Source organism: Maribacter luteus (genome assembly GCF_009674825.1).
Lineage (GTDB): Bacteria > Bacteroidota > Bacteroidia > Flavobacteriales > Flavobacteriaceae > Maribacter_A > Maribacter_A luteus.
The window spans coordinates 198973-219497 of record NZ_WKJH01000021.1; the positions used below are offsets into that span (position 1 = coordinate 198973).

General features: G+C 37.9%; 14 protein-coding genes and 1 tRNA gene. 7 read left to right on the top strand and 8 right to left on the bottom strand.

The features are described from left to right. Window positions 1–57: 57 nt before the first annotated feature. From GJ691_RS13085 to GJ691_RS13095, 3 genes are read left to right on the top strand one after another with little or no spacing between them, the layout of a single operon-like run. Window positions 58–3126: a SusC/RagA family TonB-linked outer membrane protein gene (locus tag GJ691_RS13085; protein ID WP_154367586.1), complete on the top strand. Its 3069-nt coding sequence runs from the start codon at window positions 58–60 to the stop codon at window positions 3124–3126. A gap of 11 nt (window positions 3127–3137) precedes the next feature. Continuing rightward, a complete protein-coding gene (locus tag GJ691_RS13090; protein ID WP_154367589.1) occupies window positions 3138–4676 on the top strand; it encodes a SusD/RagB family nutrient-binding outer membrane lipoprotein in 1539 nt (512 codons plus the stop codon). Window positions 4677–4692: 16 nt separating this feature from the next. Then, the gene (locus tag GJ691_RS13095) at window positions 4693–6552 is read left to right on the top strand and encodes a LamG-like jellyroll fold domain-containing protein (protein ID WP_154367592.1); all 1860 of its coding nucleotides are present in this window, start codon (window positions 4693–4695) and stop codon (window positions 6550–6552) included. A 733-nt stretch (window positions 6553–7285) separates the two neighbouring features. On the opposite strand, the gene GJ691_RS13100 is transcribed toward GJ691_RS13095, so the two are convergent. The 4 genes from GJ691_RS13100 to GJ691_RS13115 form a co-directional block, all read right to left on the bottom strand. Continuing rightward, window positions 7286–7921, bottom strand: a complete 636-nt coding sequence (locus GJ691_RS13100) for a response regulator (protein WP_154367594.1) — start codon at window positions 7919–7921, stop codon at window positions 7286–7288. Beyond that, window positions 7911–9914, bottom strand: a complete 2004-nt coding sequence (locus GJ691_RS13105) for an ATP-binding protein (protein WP_154367597.1) — start codon at window positions 9912–9914, stop codon at window positions 7911–7913. The genes GJ691_RS13100 and GJ691_RS13105 overlap by 11 nt, the downstream gene beginning before the upstream one ends. A 304-nt stretch (window positions 9915–10218) precedes the next feature. After that, window positions 10219–10632, bottom strand: a complete 414-nt coding sequence (locus tag GJ691_RS13110; RefSeq protein WP_154367598.1) for a helix-turn-helix domain-containing protein — start codon at window positions 10630–10632, stop codon at window positions 10219–10221. A 437-nt stretch (window positions 10633–11069) separates the two neighbouring features. Further along, window positions 11070–11143, bottom strand: a tRNA-Arg gene (locus GJ691_RS13115). Between the two features lie 63 nt (window positions 11144–11206). Here GJ691_RS13115 and GJ691_RS13120 point away from each other — a divergent pair. Then, the gene (locus GJ691_RS13120; protein WP_154367600.1) at window positions 11207–11719 is read left to right on the top strand and encodes an adenine phosphoribosyltransferase; all 513 of its coding nucleotides are present in this window, start codon (window positions 11207–11209) and stop codon (window positions 11717–11719) included. Here the strand turns inward: GJ691_RS13120 and GJ691_RS13125 are convergent. The 3 genes from GJ691_RS13125 to GJ691_RS13135 form a co-directional block, all read right to left on the bottom strand. Continuing rightward, window positions 11713–11859 carry an SsrA-binding protein gene (locus GJ691_RS13125; protein WP_154367602.1) on the bottom strand — a complete coding sequence of 49 codons (147 nt, stop codon included), beginning with the start codon at window positions 11857–11859 and terminating at the stop codon, window positions 11713–11715. The two genes, GJ691_RS13120 and GJ691_RS13125, sit on opposite strands and share 7 nt — an antisense overlap. 639 nt (window positions 11860–12498) lie before the next feature. After that, window positions 12499–14205, bottom strand: a complete 1707-nt coding sequence (locus GJ691_RS13130; protein ID WP_154367604.1) for a M56 family metallopeptidase — start codon at window positions 14203–14205, stop codon at window positions 12499–12501. Beyond that, on the bottom strand, window positions 14205–14564 hold the full coding sequence (locus GJ691_RS13135; protein ID WP_154367607.1) for a BlaI/MecI/CopY family transcriptional regulator: 360 nt from the start codon (window positions 14562–14564) through the stop codon (window positions 14205–14207). Before GJ691_RS13135 ends, GJ691_RS13130 begins: the two co-directional genes overlap by 1 nt. A 162-nt stretch (window positions 14565–14726) precedes the next feature. On the opposite strand from GJ691_RS13135, the gene GJ691_RS13140 reads away from it, so the two are divergent. Further along, window positions 14727–15665, top strand: a complete 939-nt coding sequence (locus GJ691_RS13140) for a calcium/sodium antiporter (RefSeq protein WP_154367609.1) — start codon at window positions 14727–14729, stop codon at window positions 15663–15665. A gap of 72 nt (window positions 15666–15737) precedes the next feature. Here GJ691_RS13140 and GJ691_RS13145 read toward each other — a convergent pair whose 3' ends face one another. Then, window positions 15738–16760, bottom strand: a complete 1023-nt coding sequence (locus tag GJ691_RS13145; protein WP_154367611.1) for a glutamine synthetase beta-grasp domain-containing protein — start codon at window positions 16758–16760, stop codon at window positions 15738–15740. A 207-nt stretch (window positions 16761–16967) separates the two neighbouring features. Here GJ691_RS13145 and GJ691_RS13150 point away from each other — a divergent pair, with 207 nt between their 5' ends. After that, the gene (locus GJ691_RS13150; protein ID WP_154367613.1) at window positions 16968–19154 is read left to right on the top strand and encodes a glutamine synthetase III family protein; all 2187 of its coding nucleotides are present in this window, start codon (window positions 16968–16970) and stop codon (window positions 19152–19154) included. Window positions 19155–19263: 109 nt separating this feature from the next. Further along, complete coding sequence (locus tag GJ691_RS13155; protein ID WP_154367615.1) at window positions 19264–20445, top strand: AIR synthase related protein; 1182 nt, start codon at window positions 19264–19266, stop codon at window positions 20443–20445. Window positions 20446–20525: the final 80 nt, after the last annotated feature.

Genomic DNA, 20525 nt, shown 5'->3' on the forward strand with positions numbered 1-20525 from the left:
TTGTTAATATTTAATTGAGGAAATCAGAAATCATTTAACTAACAAAACTATTCTAGTATGAATCAAAAATTTAATTATGTATTGCTGTTTGTTGCGTTGCTCTTTATCCAAGGAGCAATAGCCCAAACCGTATCAGGTACGGTTATCGATAATTATGGTACGCCTGTTCCCAGTGTCAATGTGATTGAAAAAGGCACAACAAATGGTACATCGACGGATTTTGACGGAAACTATTCTCTTGATGTTTCCGATCTCTCAGGTACATTGGTATTTTCTTCCTTGGGTTTTGTGAGCCAGGAAATTAGTATTGGGGGTAAATCTTCAATAAATGTTACATTAACAGAAGATGTGGAGCAGCTAGGTGAAGTGGTGGTTACCGCTTTGGGTATTAAAAGGGAAAAGAAGGCTTTAGGTTATTCGGTTCAGGAAGTTTCAGGTGATGATATTTCAAGTGCAGGGGATGGTAATGTTACAACTGCTTTGCAAGGAAAAGTAGCAGGGGTGAACATCACAACTACTGGAGGTATCGGAGGTAATTCAAGAATTGAATTAAGAGGTAACAGTTCCCTTGCGGACAACAATGATGTATTGTGGGTCGTTGATGGTGTGCCTTTTTCTTCAGGTGATACCAGTGATGGTGGTATTTGGGGAGGTACTTCCAATGGTGGAGGCCTTTTAGATATCAACCCAGAGGATATTCAATCTATGTCAGTGCTAAAAGGAGGTAGTGCAGCAGCTTTATATGGCTCTCGAGGTGCTAATGGTGTTGTTGTCATTACCACAAAACAAGGGAGCAAATCTCAAGGTTTAGGGATTTCGTATACTGGTAGTGTTGTTGCTTCAAATGCAGCATATTTTTTGGATTTGCAAGAAGAATTCGGTCAGGGGTCCGAGGGTGTTTATGATAGATTAGGTACTTCTAGCTGGGGTCCGCAATTCGATGGTGAGGCAAGAGAGGCCTGGACAGGGGAAATGTTGCCTTATGTAGCTGAGAAAGATAGGTTGAAAAACTTTACAAGGACAGGGGTGACCAGTAGGCATTCCGTTTCTCTTTCTAATGGAGGGGAAAAAGGTTCTTATCGAGCCACTATTTCTAAAGATTGGACAGAAGGAATTTATGCCAACAATGAAATAAAGAAAACAAATTTTGATTTAAAGGCTTCTTACGAGATTAACCCATGGCTTAATATTGACTCTAAGATTTCTTATATTAATACTAAGGGGCAGCAACGTCCGGAAATAGGTTATTATAGTGTGGTTTCTTATTTTAATTCAATGCCTATGAACATAAGGCTTCAAGATTTGAGTCCAGGATACGAGATTATTGGTGGCGAACATGTTGAGACCTTATATACAACTGCAAATGCAAACTATCGAAACCCTTATTTTTTACAGGAACAAGTAGTTAATAATGATGAGCGTAATCGTTTCTTTGGTAATTTTACCGCGAACATATCCTTAACGGATGCTTTGAAACTACGATTACGGTATGGTCTCGATAACTATAGGTATGAGACAGAAAGTGGTTATCTCTACGGGGATAATGTTAGTGACCAGAAGCCTAATTATAATACAGGGGAAAAATTCTTCTCCGAAGAAAACATGGAATTATTGTTGACCTACAATAAAGATCTTAGTGAAGATTTTAATTTAGGGGTCAGTGCAGGAGCAAATAAAATGTACAGTGATTCTGATGAGTTGTCTGCGAGCTCTGGAAAATTGATTTCAGAAGAAACCTACTTTTTGTCAGGAGCTGAAGATTCTTCAACAATAAGCGCAACTGAAAATTTTACAGAACGCGAAATACAATCTGTATATGGTTTTGTGGATTTATCGTATAAAGGCTATTTGTTTTTAAATGCGACTGCAAGAAATGACTGGTCCTCAACCTTACCAGATGATAATAACTCATATTTTTATCCCTCGGTGAACCTTAGTGGTTTGGTTTCCGAAATGGTTGAAATGCCCGATTGGGTTCAATATTTCAAGTTGAGGGGTTCATGGGCTCAAGTAGGTAAGGATACCGATCCATACAATACTTCCCAAGTATATACCTTAGGTTCGGGAAGATTTAATTTGACTACATCCAGTGAGCCCAATTTATTGGTCAATAGTGATTTGAAACCTGAAATTTCAACTTCTTCAGAAGTTGGGGCAGAGCTTAGGTTGTTCAAAGGGATTTTAGGAATCGATTTTACATATTATTCAGAAGATACAGAGAACCAAATCGTAATTGTTGATCTTGATCAAAGTACAGGTTATCAAGGTAAATACGATAACCTTGGTTTGGTTGTAAACAGGGGTATAGAGCTTATGACCACGATTACCCCTATTAGAAAGGAAGATTTCAGGTTTGATATCACCTTGAATTATGCGAAGAACAAGGGTGAAGTGAAAGAATTGGTGACTGCTGAAGATGATGATGAGTTTTATACTTTTATTGAAGACAACGGAGGTGTCCAGGTAAGGGGAACAGAAGGAGAGAAAATGGGAGACATTTTCGGTTATGCTTATGAAAGAAGTGATGACGGTCAGATTATCGTCGATGAAGATGGTTTGCCTGTAAGGGCGGCCGAAAGACAGGTTCTTGGTAATATTCAACCTGACTTTACTGGTTCTATAGGACTTAATGTCAATTACAAGAACTTTTTCATAAGTGCGTTGTTAGGAATGCAAGAAGGTGGTGAAATCTATTCTTTGACAGAAGCCAGTGCTGTGGGCTCAGGAAATGCCTTAAGAACTGCAGAAAACGATAGAATGGCATTTTTCGTTGATGGTGTAATGGCAGATGGTTCATCTCCTACACAAATTGTTTCGGCCCAAGAATATTGGGGTAGGGTTTCAGGAATAACAGAGGAATTTATCTACGATGCCTCATATATGAAACTGAGAGAGGTTTCTATAGGTTACAATTTACCATTGTCACTTTTCGGAGGAGAGTCTAATTTCATTAGAGAAGCTAGAATATCATTGATAGGGCGTGATTTGTTTTATATTTATAGGGATACACCGGGAACTGTTCCGGATGCCAGTGCATTTAGCACATCATACGGTGCTAAGGCATTTGATTTTTCTCCTGTACCGGTAACAAGATCGGTTGGTTGTTCTGTAAACCTTAAATTTTAATAGTTAAAAACATGAAAAAAAGAATAATATTTTTAGGAATGGTGCTATTGACTTTTGTGGTTGGTTGTACTGAGGATTTTGAAGAGATGAATACGCCTAGTAATGTAATTACGAAGGTTGATCCTTCTTATGTGATTAATGGGATGTTCCAAAATCCACTTAGTAATTATCAAAGGAACATTAATCTATACCCTGATTTTTATTCCCAGTACTGGTCAAATATCGTGTCAGGTTTTGAATCACCACGATATGAGTATGTTGATGGGTGGATAGGAAATCAATGGAATGAGTTTTATACGGGTCCTTTAGCGGATTATAATGCACAAATCGGTTTTTACGGAGAGGATCCCGCATATACCAATGTACTGGCCCAAATGGAAATTTGGATGTGTGCCGAATGGCAAAGAATGACTGATACTTATGGTGATATCCCTTATTTTGGGGCAGGTACCGGAGAGACTGTTCCATACAATTCACAGCAAGAAATTTATTATGACCTTATAAGTAGATTGAAAGTGGCTGTTGATGCTATTGATTCTGATGATTCCTCCCAATATGCCTTTCCAGCTAATTATGACCTTATTTATTCTGGAGATTTGGAAAAATGGAAGCGATTTGGTAATTCATTGCGATTAAGATTGGCCATGAGAATGTCCAATGTTGATCCTGATAAAGCACGTACCGAGGCTGCCGCAGCTATAGCTGATGGAGTAATGACAAGTAATGCGGATGGAGCCCATATTCCATTGTGGAGTTCGGGTTGGTATGATTATCATCATCAAATGGCTTGGAACTGGGATAATACAAGGGCATCTAGAACCTTTACAGATTATTTATACGGCCAATCAAGTGTAGGTGAGGATCCTCGGGCATGGAAATGGTTTACCTATAAAGATGATGACGATGTACTTGCAGATGAGAGTGTTATCACAGGTATCGAAAATGGATATAATACTTTACCCGCAAATGCTAAGGCATATGCAACTATTAATTTGGATGGAGGTTATGTAGGCTTTGTAGGTGATGGGGCCGATATCCTAATGTATATGCCTTATATGTTTTATTCAGAAACCGTGTTTTTGAAAGCAGAGGCGGCCCTTAGGGGATGGACAGCTGGAGATGCTAATGGACTATATATTGAAGGTGTACAGGCGTCTATGGATTATGTTGGGGTAGATGCAACATCAGCCAGCGATTATATTAGTGGTTTACCAAGTTTGACAGGGCCTAACGAAGAACAATTAAAACAATTGATTACCCAAAAATATATTGCCAATTTTCCAAATGGATCTGAAGCATGGGCAGATTTCAGAAGAACCGACTATCCAGACATTTCTCTGCCATTGGATGGTGTAAGTGGTAGTTCTAGTGTCGCAGCTGATACATGGGTGAAACGAATTAGGTATCCTGATAATCAGCATAGTTTAAATAGTATCAGTATGCCAAGTACCCAAAATACCGTCGATAGTGATAGGATGGACATACGACTATGGTGGGATACTGCCGATACCAAAACAAAATCTGGTGGTTTAATGAGTAGCAACTTTTAACCTTTAAAAAAGTATTATGAAAATTAAAAATAGAATAAATAAAATTGCGATAGGTCTATTATCGGTGACCATGGCTCTTTTCCTGGTAATTTCTTGTGATGATGATGACGATTCTACAGGAAGTTTCAGTCTTACTGAATTGGAAAGTGTTATTTCCCAAGCAGAAGCATTGATATCGGAAAGTGAAGAAGGTATAAATGCAGGTGATTATCAACCTGGTTCCAAGGCTGAATTGGAAAGTGTTGTTACTTGGGTAAATTGGAGAATAAACAATTCTAAATCTCAAGAAAACATCGATGATGCTGCTTACAAATTGAATGCGGCCATTGAGACCTTCTTAGCTAGTACTGTCTCACCCGCAATGCCATGGATTCAACAAGAAAATGATACCTATATTAGAATTTCCGATAATATCAAAACGGTATTAGACGGGGCTTTCACGATTGAAACGCAAGTGTATGCAGTTGATCTTAACCAAAAAGGGTACTCGAACAACTTGTTTTCTGCAGAACAGTCTGGACCCGATAGTGGCTTTGGAGTCAGGTATTTCGGTACGGGAAATATTCAGATCGTAACAGGTGATGGAAGTACTTGGTTAGATTCTGGCGATCAAGCTGCCGGTAAGATGGTTGGTGGTGAATGGATTGATCTTGCTTATACCAATTCCGGCTCTGAGCAAAAACTATATATTAATGGTGAATTAGTTGCTGAACAAAGTCATACGCACCTTTTGGCTGCAGATGTTTCTTTCGTAATAGGTAACAGTCCAACTTGGACAGATCGTGTCGTTAATGCTTTGGTAAGGGAATTTAAAATATGGGATACTGTATTGGATCAAAGTACTATTCAAGGTAATATTGGATCTTCAGTTGATGGGACCGAAGCTAATTTGGAATGTTACTTCCCGTTTGGGTCTGATTTAGGGTCTAGTTTCAGTGATGCTACAGGCAATTATACGGCCACCTTGGAGGGCTCAATTGATTGGGTTTCTGAACCGCCGGTGATTATATTGGATTATACGAATTTAAATGCCGCAATTGAGGAGATTACGGAGTTCAGGTCAAGTGTCGAAGAGGGTACTGAGGATGGTGATTATCCAGTAGGAACATTGGATTATCTTGATGAATTGATAGCTGAAGCAAATGAAGCTTTGGAAAGTGAAGGTAGGCAAACAGCTTTGGACGATATGGCTACATCACTATCATCAGCCATAACTTTGATCAATAGTATGTTGGTAGGGGATACTGACGGTATTTATATTGACCGGGATAATGCTGATGCAATTGGTCTACAGATTACACCAAATTATACACCTCAAGGGGATTATACAGTAGAATTCGATGTAAAGGTTGAGTCATTGTTCGGTTATGGTACTGGCGAATTCTTTAATAACGGAACATTTGGAGTTTGGGTCTACGGATATGAGGAGCTTACCGAAGAAAATGTGTTGAATTCTGGAGGATTATGGAACTTTACCGATGCCGGAGCAGGTTGGCAAGGGCCAGATACGGACCCACTTGCTATTTCAGTTGATCAATGGCAACATGTGGCAATTGTACATGATGATGCAGCTCGTACAACAACACTGTATGTAGATGGAGAACAAATGGGGCAAGATTCTGATATAGGAGCACCAAATGTTTCTGGATGGGGTGAGATTTGGCTCGGTAATGGCTGGGGTAAAATGGATGGATTTATTAAGGATTTCCGACTATGGGACGTAGCTAGATCACAAGGTGAATTGGATGCTGAGATTTCTGGCAATGAAACGGGCTTGCACATTTATTTCCCATTGGATAAGGTTAATGGAGTTAAGTTTGCAGATGAGACCGGTAATTATAGTGCGGAAATGAGAGGAATAGAATGGAATAATTAAACTTCCAAATCTATTTTTAGATTGATTCTTATAAAATTAGGGGCGGGTTTTTCCTGCCTCTAATTTTTTTAAGCCTATAAGGTTAAAAACAGGCACCAATCGAAATTTTTCAGTTTTTAACCTATAATCCATTTTTTAACTTAGTTGCTTTTCGATACGTTTTATAGATAGGCAACCGAGTACTAGGATAATTGTAGGTATTATCATGCAATAAATCGAAAAGACTCCCATGTGGTACATGAGCATCTGATTTATTGATATGAACGCTGCATAAGCATATATAGCCCAATTTTGCATATGCCAAAATGCAATCATGCATGCCATGATAATCAATGCGCAAAGAATCAGATAGGGAGGATACCAGCTGTCAATGAGGTAGTCGGGCATTGTATATATAGAGAAAATAACGAGTAAGATTTCAATAAAACCAAGAGTACAGATTATAATAATGGGCAAAGGTCTTTTTGTTTCATCCATCATGGGGACACTAATGTTTTAATATGATACAAAAGGTATTGATCGTAGGTGTTAATTTCTACTTTCAATCGAATTGGTATACTCGTAAATAATCATTTTCCGGTGAAAACCAAGATGTAAGGATTATCCTTGTACAAGTTCTGATATTAATTAATGCAAAGGAAATAAAGAAAGAAAAATACCTGAAAACCAGTAGTGATAACTACCGGTAAATCGGTATTGCTTAATAGAGGTGGAAAGTAGTTGTTAGGTAGGTTCAGATCAAATGTTTTTCTATAGCGACTTTGATCAATGAAGCAGCATTTGAAACTTCCAGTTTTTGCATCAGGTTACGCCTGTGAGTTTCTACGGTCAGGGGGCTTATAAATAATTCCTCAGCAATTTTATTGGTGGTTTTACCTTCGGCGATTAAGGTGAGAATGTGCTTTTCCCTTCGCGTTAGTTTTGGCAAATCGCCACTTTCCTGTGTAACCGAATCTGCAAGTATTTTTTGAATTTCACTACTAAAATAGAAATCACCTTGGTGCACTTGTGTTATGGCGTCGACCAGCTCCTCTCCGGTCACATTTTTTAAAAGGTACCCTTTGACACCCTTTTTGATCATTTGATTGATTATGCTGGGTTCACTATACGTACTTAAGCCTATGATACCGATATTGGATTTGATATTTAGGATTTTGGGTACCATTTCAACCCCATTTATATCGGGCAAGTTCACATCGAGTAATACAATATCGGCAGAATTTTTCTCTAAATAGGTAAGGGTGTCGGTTCCGTTCATAAATTGGTTTTTTATGAGAACACGTTTATCGTCACTTAGTAAGGTTTTAAGCCCTTCGATCACCATAGGGTGGTCATCAATTATTATGATATGTATAGGTTTATGTTGCATCTAGGTTAATTTGAACATTTGCAGTGGTACCTTCATTCATTTCGGAATGAAATTCCAACTTACCATTTAAATAAGCTACCCTTGTTTTAAGGTTTGAAAGACCCATGCCTTTAACTATACTTGTACGGTCTTCATTCTCAAAGCCTATTCCATTGTCCTCAACGGTAATGTCGACTTTATTGATGTCCCTAATGAATTGAACCAATATTTCCGAGGCTTTGGCATGTTTTATGGCATTGTTTATCAGTTCTTGCATTATGCGGTACATGGTAACTTGTTGATTTAAGTCAATCCCTTTTTCCGTACCATAAAATTGTAGGGTAACCTTCGTGTCGCTACCCGTTCTACTACTACAGTAATCCTTTAAAGCGGCTTTTAGACCAAACTTGAACAAGGTTTCTGGCATCATATTTCGGGCAATGGTACGAAGTTCGGTCAAAGAATCGTCAAGGTCTTTCATGACTTTCTTGAGTTTTGCCCCAGGGTATTCCTTTGGCTCATCCTTGTTTAATTTTGAGAGATTCAGGCTGATGCCGGATAATCTTCCGCCAAGGCCATCATGCAAGTCTATGGCAAGCCTTTTCCGCTCATTCTCTTGACCTTCTATCATGGCCAAGAAGAGCTGTTTTTGTTGTTCTTGTTTTAAAAGAGAAACTTCCGATTCTTGTTGTTGCTCCTTTTTTCGTGCCTTTCTGAGCTGGCTGTTATAACCGTAGTAACCAATAAATAGAACAAGGGCAAGAACACTTGCTATTGCCCAAAGCATATAGTTTTGTGATTTTTTCTTTTCAAGGGCAAGGGCCGTTTCACTTTTCTCATTCTTCAATGCTAGGATTTCTTTCTCTTTGGTGGCGGTTTTATACTGTATCTCGAGCTCTTGCATATCATTTTCCAATTCACTGGCTCTAACACTGTCCAAAGCGGTCACGTAACCTTTTAAGTAGTTATACGCCTGCTGATAATCGTTGAGTCCGGCTTCGTATTTTGCCAATTTATAATATGAACCTATTTTGTCATTAACGGAATGTTCGTTATCAGAAAAGTTTATATATTTTAAAGTGTACGCTTTGGCCTCTTTAAAATTGCCCATTTTATCATAGATATCCGCATATCTCTGATAGAGTAACTTGAAATAATAATTTGATTTATGGTCTTTATAATATTCAGAGGATCGGTCAAGGGCTTTTAATGCCTTGTCAAATTCGCCGGATCTTCCGTAGTAAAATCCGAGCTCCCCATAATAAAGGCCAACATAAAAAGAATTCGGAATCTTATCCAAATTTGTTTTGGCGATATCGAGTACTGACTTCATTCGATCCAGCGAATCCATTTGAGCCAATGAAGTAGCAAAGGATAAACTGTGGTAAATGATGTCTTCAGGGTTTCCTATTTCTTTAAATTGTTCCTGGCTAATTTTGAACATTTCATAGGCCTTGTCAAAACGGGACATGTTATTGTATTTGATCGCTAAATTCGTATTCCCATTGGCCACGAACATTTTGTCTCCCATTTTCTGTGCTATCGGAATGGTCTTTGACACATATGCGATTTCTTTTTCTACATTTCCTTCATATCCATAGGCCACGCCTAAATTGTACTGACCGCGTAACCATATTTTCATGTTTTGCGTCGACGAATCCTTAGCTATAAGTTTATCAGCAAAATCATTTCCTATTTTAAAATGTTTTTTTGCATTTTCAACATCAAAATAATCAAGATAACCACCAGCCAGATTAATATGGGAATCGGCTGCACCTTTCAGGTAATTGATCTTTTTGCTTAAGGCAATGGCCTTAAAGCCATTTTCAAAGCATTTTAGGGAATCTATACCCCCATAACTTCTGGCCAGTTCACTTAGGATGTTTACCCTGGTGGTGTCATGCGCTGCAGTCCTTAGGGCACTTTCAAGACTGTCGATACGCGTTTCCCGTCCTGTTTGGGACATACCGGTCAATGAAATGAATAGAATTATGGTGAATAGTGTTAAACGCATTAAGTCGATTGAATACTTTATTTGAAAAGTGCCAATATACTATAACTATATGTTACAATGAATTTCCGGTCATCAATTTAAGGGAAAACCAGTAGGGAAAAATAGAAAATGCACAAAAGCTAATTTAAAAGAGATTACTGGTCACTAAAGGATATAAACCATAGAAGAAATTACACCCATGAATCATAAAGGATAATATAGCGCATAAGAACGTAATTGCAAACTAATATTTCTCTTATTGCGATACTTAATAAAAAAGCCATGATATTAGTCATGGCTCTAAATTATACATTGTTTGTAGAGATTAATCATATGCTATTCCCGATTGCTTAAGCAGAAGATTAAGTTTTTGTTCAATCCTGTCCAATTGATTCGGGGTTTCTAAATATCTCTGAATGGTGTTTAACGTAACATCATTTTTAGGCTTTATGTTAAGTAACTCCATCTGTTCCTTCACTTCATTATCATTTAACAATATTGGAAGATGGTCGTACTTCAAATATTTGTGGTTTACATTAGGAAAAGCTTTGATAATCCTCTCTATCATTCCGTTGGATATATTATTTACACCATTTTTAATATGGTAAATAGCTCCATGACTCGTTCCTACTTTTTCAGCTAAGTAATTAGCTGAAATTCCAAGCGCTTGAAGTAAATCCTCCATCTTCTTGGAATCTTTAGATGCGTCATTGTTCTCGTTGTTTTTTGTTTTTTGCATGGTTCTGTTTTTACTGTTTTGTTATTTAAAATGGTTTCGTTTGATTCTAAATTTACTGTCTGACCTACTAAATTCCTTGTTAAGGAATAAGTAATTAGAAGCGTCAACTATAGTAGTTCTAAAAGTCTCGTTGTCATCATAGATATTTGTTGGGTGGTTAAATTCAATAACCAGATTTTTTAATTCTCTTGAAGCAGTATATGGGCTCAGTCTTTTCAATTCAATGTTTATCATTTTCCCAAAAAAGATTTAAAGACTAGTAGTGCTTTTCGTTATATGAAATACAAATATAGTATAAAAGTATTCATATACAAATATAATTTTAGTACAGTTTTTTGAATATTTCTTTTGTTACAGAAAAGCTGTGCAAATACAGAGCAGAAATAGTTGTTAGGAATAAAAAAAGCCCCAAAATAGGGGCTTGTGGAGGATGTTAGTGACCTCGACAGGATTCAAACCTGTAACCTTCTGAGCCGTAATCAGATGCGCTATTCAGTTGCGCCACGAGGCCTTTTATAGGGGTGCAAATATATTTCTTTTTACCTTTACAACAAAATATGCTTAATCTATTTCTATGAATTTAAAAACCTTTATCCGTGATATTCCAGATTTTCCATCAAAAGGTGTTGTGTTTAGGGATATCACCCCACTTTTGAAAGACCCGAAGGCCATTAGGTATACCCAAGAAGCTTTATTAGACCTTGTAGGTGGTCTCAAAGTGGATAAGGTAGTTGGTATGGAGAGTAGGGGGTTCTTTTTTGCCCCAATGTTGGCAGCGCGGTTAGAAGCTGGTTTTGTTCCCGTTCGTAAACCTGGGAAATTGCCTTATAACACCATTCAGCAAAGCTATAATTTAGAATATGGCAGTGATGTCCTCGAAATGCATTCAGACGCCATACAAAAGGGAGATAGGGTTCTGGTTCATGATGATGTCCTGGCTACCGGAGGTACGGCTAAGGCTACCTGTGAATTAATAGAGAAAATGGGGGGTGAAATTGTGCAATGTAATTTTTTATTGGAACTCGATTTTCTAAACGGAAAGGATAAACTCCTTAAATTCGAAGTGAATTCCTTGTTACATTATTGATCCAGTGCCCTAGTGGTAACGAAATAACGCCAGCCGATAAGAGCCAATTGAAATTTAGAAGCTTTTGCCAAGTCTAGCCCTTGTTTTGTGAACGAAGGCAGAAGAAATTTATTGACTTTTGCCAATAGTCTGAATATCATGGTAATTTGGTTTGATAGATGTTTCAAATGTATAAAAAAAACCTTGACGGTCATGTCAAGGTTTTTGTGTTCGAGGGTTTTGGTTTCCGATTACAATTTGCTCTTCTGTTAAATCGTATAGCTGGGCACTTTCTTGCTTTTGGCAATTTGCCGATCGTGCCAACGATGATGAAAAGTAATCCTGTGTTGAAAATCGCAATTTGTAGTATTAAAAACTGAGCAATAAAATGAATAGTATTGCTGAAACCAGAAGTTTAATTAATGTTATCATTTGAAGGGTTTTGATGATTATTAGGTTTTAATTATAATCGATTATTCAAATAAGGTATAAAATTAAAATAGTCACTTCCAAAGAAATTGAAGGGATTTGATACAAGTGAATATAGTATTGTAAGTAAAATGATGGTATATATTTCGATTATTGTGCTTTGTTCTACAATTAAATTTAGAAATGTAATAATAATACAGCTAATACATTTTAATATGTAACAATTGAAGGGGGTTTTTATGTTTGTTTTGTTCGGTGTAGGCTAATTTCATTCATAAAATAACTTTTTTAGGGTGTTTCATTTCTAGGCCAAAAAAAACCGACCCAATTTATGGAGTCGGTTATAATTATGTTTTATGATGATTTTTTGGTTATTCTTCTTTTTTCGTGATTATTTCAATAACCCCGTTTTCACCTTTTTTACCATACTTTTCTTTTGCCGAGCCGTCTTTTAAAACATTTATAGATTCAATGCTCGATGGGTCAATGGAATGCATTTCCTTTTTGTTCGTTTCCCTACCATCTATAACAATCAGGGGTTCTTTATTGTCATCTTTATGAATGTAGGTTATTTCTCTTTCTTTTACAGAGGTTCCATTTGATAGCTTATCTTCATTTTTTTCTGATACCTTCAGGATAAAGTTACTTTCAGGTTCGGGTCCCTCTGTTTTCCTTATCTTAATATGTTTTTCCGTTGTACCATCTTTTTCCTTTAGGGATTCAAATTCTTTTCGACTTACCTTTTTACCGTTGACCTTAATGGTTTCTTTACCGTTTTCATTGGTGATTTCAATGGTTTTATGTTCCTTTTTGTTTCCGTCCGCAGAAATCCATATTACTTCATCGGTATCTTCGTCTAGTTCATTTGATATTTCTTTTTCGGTTTGATAATGAAGATCTTCGTTTTTGCCAATTGAGAATGAATGTGTGTCTTCATTGTAAACGATATGTATAGGCTCTATTCCTTCGTTATCGCTGGAGAAATTTGAAGAACTTTTGGTTTTCTTCCCCTCTTTGTTGGTCGTAGAGAAATTTACGGCTATATCAATGATTTCGTTCTCGGAATTGTGAACAACCGTATAAGAAAAATCGACACCTTTTTTTAAAAGGTCCTTTTTTAATTTCAATAACTCCTTATCCGTTGTGTTCTTTGTTATGATGATTTCGATCAATTTTGAAAGTTCCGTTTTAGATGATTGATCGGATTGTGTTATGGGTACGTAAATGGTTTCTGTATTGAAACTGACCATGAAGATGGCAAGTAACGGAAGTATCAGCATTATTTTAAAACTATTGCTTTTTTTCGATTTTGATTTGTTTAACATGACGATTCGTTTTTTGATTAATGAATTATAAAAATGATTGACGATTGGGGCGCAAAATTGATTGCCCGATACTTTTAACAAGGTATATTGGTAGTTCTTGATAGATGGTATTTCTTTTGTGGCACTTTCATCGGCCAAAAACTCGAGATTTTGTTTTATGTTGGTTTTGTATAACCAGCTGAACGGATTCATCCAGGTGAAAATAGTAATGATATGACATAAAATCACGTCTATGGAATGCCACTGCGAACTATGGGCCTTTTCATGTTTTATAATGGTTGATAACTCCCCCTGTGAATAACGTTCAGGATTATAAAAAATATAATTGAAAAAGGAAAATGGAGCAATATTCCTACTGATTTTTACATGATGGAACCTTCCCTGCTTTATTACGGAATTGTTTTTGATTAACCTTGATAGCGATATTAATTGAATTATGAAGTTAATGCCGAGAATCAGGACACCTATGAGATATATGATAGAGAATATTGTTACCCAATTATTAAGGTTGGTCGATTCCTCGACTGATTCACCCGAAATCTGATTTACGGTTTCTTCAATCGGGATTGTGGTAATTTCAACATAATCGGTCAATGTAACAAAGGGTAGGATAAAGGCCGTGAGGATGCCGGCAATCAGAAAATGTCTGTTGATCTTGAAAAAGGTCTCATTCTTCAAGAGGAACTGATAGGCCAAATAAAACAGCGCTAGAACAATTGACACTTTTAGTAGGTATGTTAATAGGGCTTCCATTACTTTTTCTTTTCGATAAGGTCTATGATTTCCTTGAGTTCCTTGACTGATATCTTTTCTTCTTTGGCAAAAAAGGAAACCATACTTTTATATGAATTGTCAAAATATTCGGCCAGTTTGGAATTGACGAAATTTTTGCGATAGTCTTCAAGACTGACCAAAGGGTAATATCTATGGGTCTTACCAAAAGCTTCATATCCTACGTAATTCTTTTCCTCAAGGTTTCGTACAATAGTAGAAAGGGTATTATAATGGGGTTTCTTGCCTTTGATATCGGCCATTATATCTTTTACGAACGCTTTTTTAAGGCGCCAAAGAATTATCATGACCTCTTCTTCTTTATTGGTTAATTTTTGCATTGGTGATGAATATTTTATCCAAACATAAAACGTTTTCAGTAGTTATGCAACTAAATTAATAGTTAATTAACTATAAAAATAGTTATATGGGTATTTTTCAAATTGCTGGATTCCTATTAGGAAACAAAAATCTTAGGTTATATTTGTTTAAATGACTTCTTAATGCAGAACATTCTTTTCATAATCCTGGGTTTAACATTTTTGATTGCAGGGGGTAATTGGCTTTTAAGATCGGCGGTAGCACTTTCTTTACGGTTGAACATTCCAAAAATCGTTATCGGAATGACCATTGTGTCTTTTGCTACTTCGGCCCCGGAGCTTATTGTTAGTATTAAGGCCGCTGTTGATGGTTTTCCCGATTTGGCCCTGGGAAATGTGGTTGGGTCCAATATCGCAAATTTAGGCTTGGTTTTGGCCGTAATACTGTTGTTGGGAAGTATTGATGTAAAGAAAAGTTTCTATACAACGGATTGGCCTATTATGATGTTGGCTTCCTTACTCTTTTTTGGCTTTATTTTTTTTGATGGTGTTTTGGTGCGCTACGAGGGTATAATTATGGTTGTTGGCCTATTTCTTTTTCTGGTCTATCTTTTAAAATATCAAAAAACCGCTGTTGTAGATGAGGCAAAAGATGATGATATGCCATTGCCATTGTATAAGGCGGTTTTGTTTTTGGGGCTTGGTGGGCTCGCTTTATGGGGTGGTTCGGAATTATTGGTGAAAGGGTCTGTAGGTCTTGCGAACAATTACGGTGTTAGTGAACGTATAATAGGCATAACCATAGTGTCTATAGGGACAAGTATTCCAGAATTGGCTGCTTCGATAATAGCCATAATCAAAAAGGAAAAGGCGATTTCTTTAGGAAACCTAATAGGTTCCAATATTTTTAATATAATGGCCGTATTGGGTATTACCTCGTTGATCACGCCCATAAAAGTGATGGATCAAGGATTACTCGGAAATGATATCTTTTGGATGCTTGGTATTTCATTTTTGATCTTGCCATTGGTGTTCTTTCCGAAAGGCCTTCGATTGGGGTGGAGAGACGGATTGGTGCTCCTTGTTGTTTACTGTTCGTTTATTTATTTTACGATACAATGAATAAAAAAAACCCTGACGAAGAATCATCAGGGCGTATGGATAAAAAACAATTAATTCATTTCTGTATTTTAATTAAATCTTAGCGGATTTAACGGTTTTAATGATTCTGCCCGCAATTTTGTATGGATCACCATTAGAAGCAGGTCGTCTATCTTCTAACCAACCTTTGTATCCTTTTTCAACAGCAATCAATGGAATACGGATAGATGCCCCTCTGTCGGAAACGCCCCAAGAGAAATCCGTAATGGCAGCTGTTTCGTGTAAACCTGTTAAACGTTGGTCGTTAAATTCACCGTAAACGGCAATGTGCTCATCAACAACATCACGGAAAGCTTCGCAAATAGCGGCGTAAACTTCTTTATCTCCACAAGTTCTTAATGTGGTGTTAGAGAAGTTGGCATGCATACCTGAACCATTCCAGTCCATATCCCTTCCAAGAGGTTTTGGGTGGTATTCAATATAGTAACCATACTTTTCAGTTAGCCTGTCCAGTAAATATCTTGCAATCCATAATTCATCACCGGCTTTTTTGGCTCCTTTGGCAAATAATTGGAATTCCCATTGTCCGCAAGCAACTTCTTGGTTTATACCTTCAAAATTCAAACCAGCCTCAATACAAAGGTCAGCATGTTCTTCGACCAATTGTCTTCCGTGGGTGTTCAATCCACCAACAGAGCAGTAATATAATCCTTGTGGAGCAGGGTATCCACCTCTAGGGAAACCTAAAGGTAAGTCGGTTTCTCTGTCCATGATAAAATATTCTTGTTCAAAACCAAACCAGAAATCATCATCTTCATCATCAATAGTAGCTCTACCGTTAGATTCGTGTGGTGTGCCGTCTGCATTGTAAACCTCGGTCATAACCAACCATCCGTTGATGCGCTCTGGATCTGGGTAAATCGCTACTGGTACCAACAAACAGTCGGAAGAATCACCTGTGGCCTGTTTTGTTGAAGATCCGTCAAATGACCAATTCCCCAACTCTTCTAAAGTTCCTTTGAAGTCTTCGTGCTCTTCAACTTTAGTTTTACTTCTCATGTTTTGGGTTGGGAAATAACCATCTAACCAAATGTATTCTAATTTAATCTTTGCCATAATATGGGTTGTTTATTAAAAATTTTAAGACAAACAAAAATATGTTTTTCTATGAATTTATCTAATTTTTAGGGGGGTAATTATCAACAAATAATCAATAATTTGATTTACCCCTGTTTTTTTTGGGGTATTTTATAAAAAAGTAATTATAACCTTGTTTTAATTATTAATTCCTTAATCATTATTTTTGTCCAAATTATTTTAAATATGTCCAAAATAAGGTTTACCGCTATCTCTGAAAGTCAATCCCGCACACCATTGACCATAGATGAAAATGGAAGGCGTTCCGAGCATTTTGCAACCAATGTCTTCAATGAGGAAAAAATGTTGCAATTTTTGACCAAAGAGGCTTATGACAGCGTAAAAGGGGCCATTTTTTCAGGTTCCAAGATCGATCGTAAAATCGCCGATCAGGTGGCCGAGGCTATGAAATGTTGGGCTATTAATATGGGTGCAACGCACTATACCCATTGGTTTCAACCGTTAACGGGGACCACAGCGGAAAAACATGATGCTTTTTTCGATTTATTGCCAGATGGTAGGGCTTTGGAAAAATTCGGGGGTGGACAATTGGTGCAGCAAGAACCGGATGCTTCGAGCTTTCCTCATGGGGGTATTAGAAATACTTTCGAGGCTAGGGGCTATACCGCTTGGGATCCTACTTCCCCAGCATTTTTATATGGGACAACACTATGTATACCAACGATTTTCGTTGCGTACACGGGAGAGGCACTTGATAATAAAGCACCATTGCTCAGGGCATTAAGTGCAGTGGATTCAGCGGCTACCGGAGTGGCCAAATATTTTGATAAGAATGTATCCAAAGTAAACGCGACTTTGGGATGGGAACAAGAATATTTTTTGATAGATGAATCCTTGGCCATGTCCAGACCGGATCTTGTAATGACCGGGCGTACTTTGGTAGGACAAACGGCAGCAAAGGGTCAACAGCTCGATGATCACTATTTTGGTGTCATTCCCAGTCGGGTATTGAGTTTTATGCGTCATTTGGAAAAGGAATGTACCAAATTGGGTATCCCCGTAAAAACCAGACATAACGAAGTTGCACCCAATCAATTTGAATTGGCACCTGTTTTTGAGGAAGCCAATCTGGCCGTGGATCACAATCTATTACTAATGGATGTGATGGACAAAGTGGCCGAGTCCCATAAATTGAAAGTACTGTTTCATGAAAAACCTTTTGCAGGGATAAACGGTTCGGGAAAACACAACAATTGGTCTTTGGCCACCGATACTGGTGTAAATTTATTGAGTCCGGGGTCAACTCCGATGAAGAACCTTCAGTTCCTTACTTTTTTTGTGAATACGATCAAGGCAGTGGATACCTATGAAGAGCTTTTGCGTTCTTCCATAGCTTCGGCGAGTAATGATCATAGGTTAGGGGCGAATGAAGCACCGCCTGCCATATTCTCCATATTCATTGGAAAGCAATTGAGCAGTGTACTTGATGAACTGGAGGGTGTATCCAAGGGCAAGTTGTCGCCAGAGGAAAAAACCGAACTTAAATTGAACGTAGTAGGTAAGATTCCTGAAATTATGCTCGATAATACGGATCGTAACAGAACGTCACCTTTCGCCTTTACCGGGAATAAGTTCGAAATGCGCGGTGTGGGGTCAAAAACCAATTGTGCCAAGCCAATGATGGTTTTAAATACCATCGTCGCCAAACAATTGAACGATTTTAAAAAGGAGGTTGATGTGCTCATCGATAAAAAGAACCTTAAAAAAGACGAGGCCATATTCAACGTTTTAAGGGAGTATATAAAAACCTCCAAAAGAATACGGTTCGATGGTGATGGGTATAGCCAAGAATGGGAGAAAGAAGCGAAGAAAAGAAAACTGAGCAACAATAGGACCACCCCTGATGCCATTCAGGTTTTGACAGCAAAGGATAGTCTTGAGCTTTTCAATGCGATGAACGTAATGAGCGAGGTTGAGGTCAGGGCAAGACAGGAGGTTGAGCTGGAGTCGTACATCATGCACTTACAGATAGAAGGTAGGGTGTTCAATGAGCTGGTTTATGGGTATGTGATACCGGCTGCAATAGAATATCAGAATATTTTGTTGGCCAATGTTGGTGGACTTAAAGAAATTTATGGGGCCGGGTATAAAAAACTGTCCGATAGCCAATTAGATATAATTCAAAGGATTTCAGGTCATCTGGAGATACTGAAGACCAAGACCGATGCGATGGTCAATGAGCGTAAAAAAGCAAATGTCATTGCTGACAGTAAGAGTAAGGCCGATGCTTATTGTAATAAGGTGAAACCATATTTTGATGAAATACGCTATCACTGTGATAAATTGGAACGATTGGTCAGTGATAAGCATTGGCCATTGACCAAGTATAGGGAGTTGCTTTTTGTAAAATAACCATGGCTTAAAGGGTAATTCTATAATCTTCTAAGTTTAAGAATGAAAAGCTCACGATTCGTGGGCTTTTTTTTAACTAATCCATTATTTTTGCCACAAATAAATTCTCATGGGGTCATCGAATAGCGAAAGGTATAAACAAAGAGGGGTTTCGGCTTCAAAAGAAGATGTGCATAATGCCATCAAGAATATTGATAAAGGACTTTTTCCTAAGGCTTTCTGTAAAATAGTACCGGATTACCTCACCAATGACGAGGATTATTGTTTGGTAATGCATGCCGATGGGGCAGGAACAAAATCGTCCTTGGCCTATATGTATTGGAAAGAGACCGGCGATGTTTCGGTATGGAAAGGTATTGCGCAAGATGCATTGATCATGAATATCGATGATCTGATCTGTGTGGGTGCCACCGATAATATCCTATTGTCCTCTACCATAGGCCGTAATAAGAATTTGATTCCTGGGGAAGTAATTTCAGCAATCATCAATGGCACTGAGGAATTGATCGCTGATTTGGCCGAACATGGCATGGTAATCCACTCTACGGGAGGGGAAACCGCCGATGTAGGTGATTTGGTGCGAACCATAATTGTGGATTCTACCGTAACGGCAAGATTAAAGCGTAAAAACGTAATTGACAATGCCAATATAAAGGCCGGGGATGTTATCGTTGGCTTGGAGTCTTTTGGACAAGCCGTTTATGAGAAAGAGTATAATGGCGGTATGGGCAGTAATGGGTTAACCTCGGCAAGGCACGATGTCTTTGCCAAGTACTTGGCTGAAAAATATCCCGAAAGTTTTGATGCCGCCGTGCCTGATGATTTAGTGTATTCCGGTAAAACTAGATTGACCGATGAAGTGCCGGGAGCTCCTTTGGATGCCGGTAAATTAGTGTTGTCACCGACCCGTACCTATGCGCCGATCGTAAAAAAGATATTGTCCAAGTATAACGCTACGGATATTCATGGTATGGTACATTGTAGTGGAGGCGCACAAACAAAGATCCTTCATTTTGTTGATAATCTGCATATTGTAAAAGATAATCTGTTCCCTATTCCTCCTTTGTTCAAATTGATCCAAGAGCAGTCAGGCACCGATTGGCGCGAAATGTACCAAGTTTTCAATTGTGGACATCGTTTGGAAATCTATGCTAATGAGACTGTGGCACAGGAATTGATTAATATTTCAAAAGAATTCGGTGTTGATGCAAGGATTATTGGTAGGGTAGAAGGTAATCCGTCTAAAAAACTTACCATAAAAAGTGAATTCGGCACTTTTGTTTATTCATGATAGTTGATTAAAGCACTTGTGTTTTTGGTTTATGTTCAACGTAGGGTAAATTTTTGTTCTAGGCTTATTTACAGGTGTTT

Coding starts and splice junctions, on each gene's coding strand:
- GJ691_RS13085 (WP_154367586.1), top strand. CDS start 58: ATGAATCAAAAATTTAATTATGTATTGCTGTTTGTTGCGTTGCTCTTT.
- GJ691_RS13090 (WP_154367589.1), top strand. CDS start 3,138: ATGAAAAAAAGAATAATATTTTTAGGAATGGTGCTATTGACTTTTGTG.
- GJ691_RS13095 (WP_154367592.1), top strand. CDS start 4,693: ATGAAAATTAAAAATAGAATAAATAAAATTGCGATAGGTCTATTATCG.
- GJ691_RS13100 (WP_154367594.1), bottom strand. CDS start 7,921: ATGCAACATAAACCTATACATATCATAATAATTGATGACCACCCTATG.
- GJ691_RS13105 (WP_154367597.1), bottom strand. CDS start 9,914: ATGCGTTTAACACTATTCACCATAATTCTATTCATTTCATTGACCGGT.
- GJ691_RS13110 (WP_154367598.1), bottom strand. CDS start 10,632: ATGCAAAAAACAAAAAACAACGAGAACAATGACGCATCTAAAGATTCC.
- GJ691_RS13120 (WP_154367600.1), top strand. CDS start 11,207: ATGAATTTAAAAACCTTTATCCGTGATATTCCAGATTTTCCATCAAAA.
- GJ691_RS13125 (WP_154367602.1), bottom strand. CDS start 11,859: ATGATATTCAGACTATTGGCAAAAGTCAATAAATTTCTTCTGCCTTCG.
- GJ691_RS13130 (WP_154367604.1), bottom strand. CDS start 14,205: ATGGAAGCCCTATTAACATACCTACTAAAAGTGTCAATTGTTCTAGCG.
- GJ691_RS13135 (WP_154367607.1), bottom strand. CDS start 14,564: ATGCAAAAATTAACCAATAAAGAAGAAGAGGTCATGATAATTCTTTGG.
- GJ691_RS13140 (WP_154367609.1), top strand. CDS start 14,727: ATGCAGAACATTCTTTTCATAATCCTGGGTTTAACATTTTTGATTGCA.
- GJ691_RS13145 (WP_154367611.1), bottom strand. CDS start 16,760: ATGGCAAAGATTAAATTAGAATACATTTGGTTAGATGGTTATTTCCCA.
- GJ691_RS13150 (WP_154367613.1), top strand. CDS start 16,968: ATGTCCAAAATAAGGTTTACCGCTATCTCTGAAAGTCAATCCCGCACA.
- GJ691_RS13155 (WP_154367615.1), top strand. CDS start 19,264: ATGGGGTCATCGAATAGCGAAAGGTATAAACAAAGAGGGGTTTCGGCT.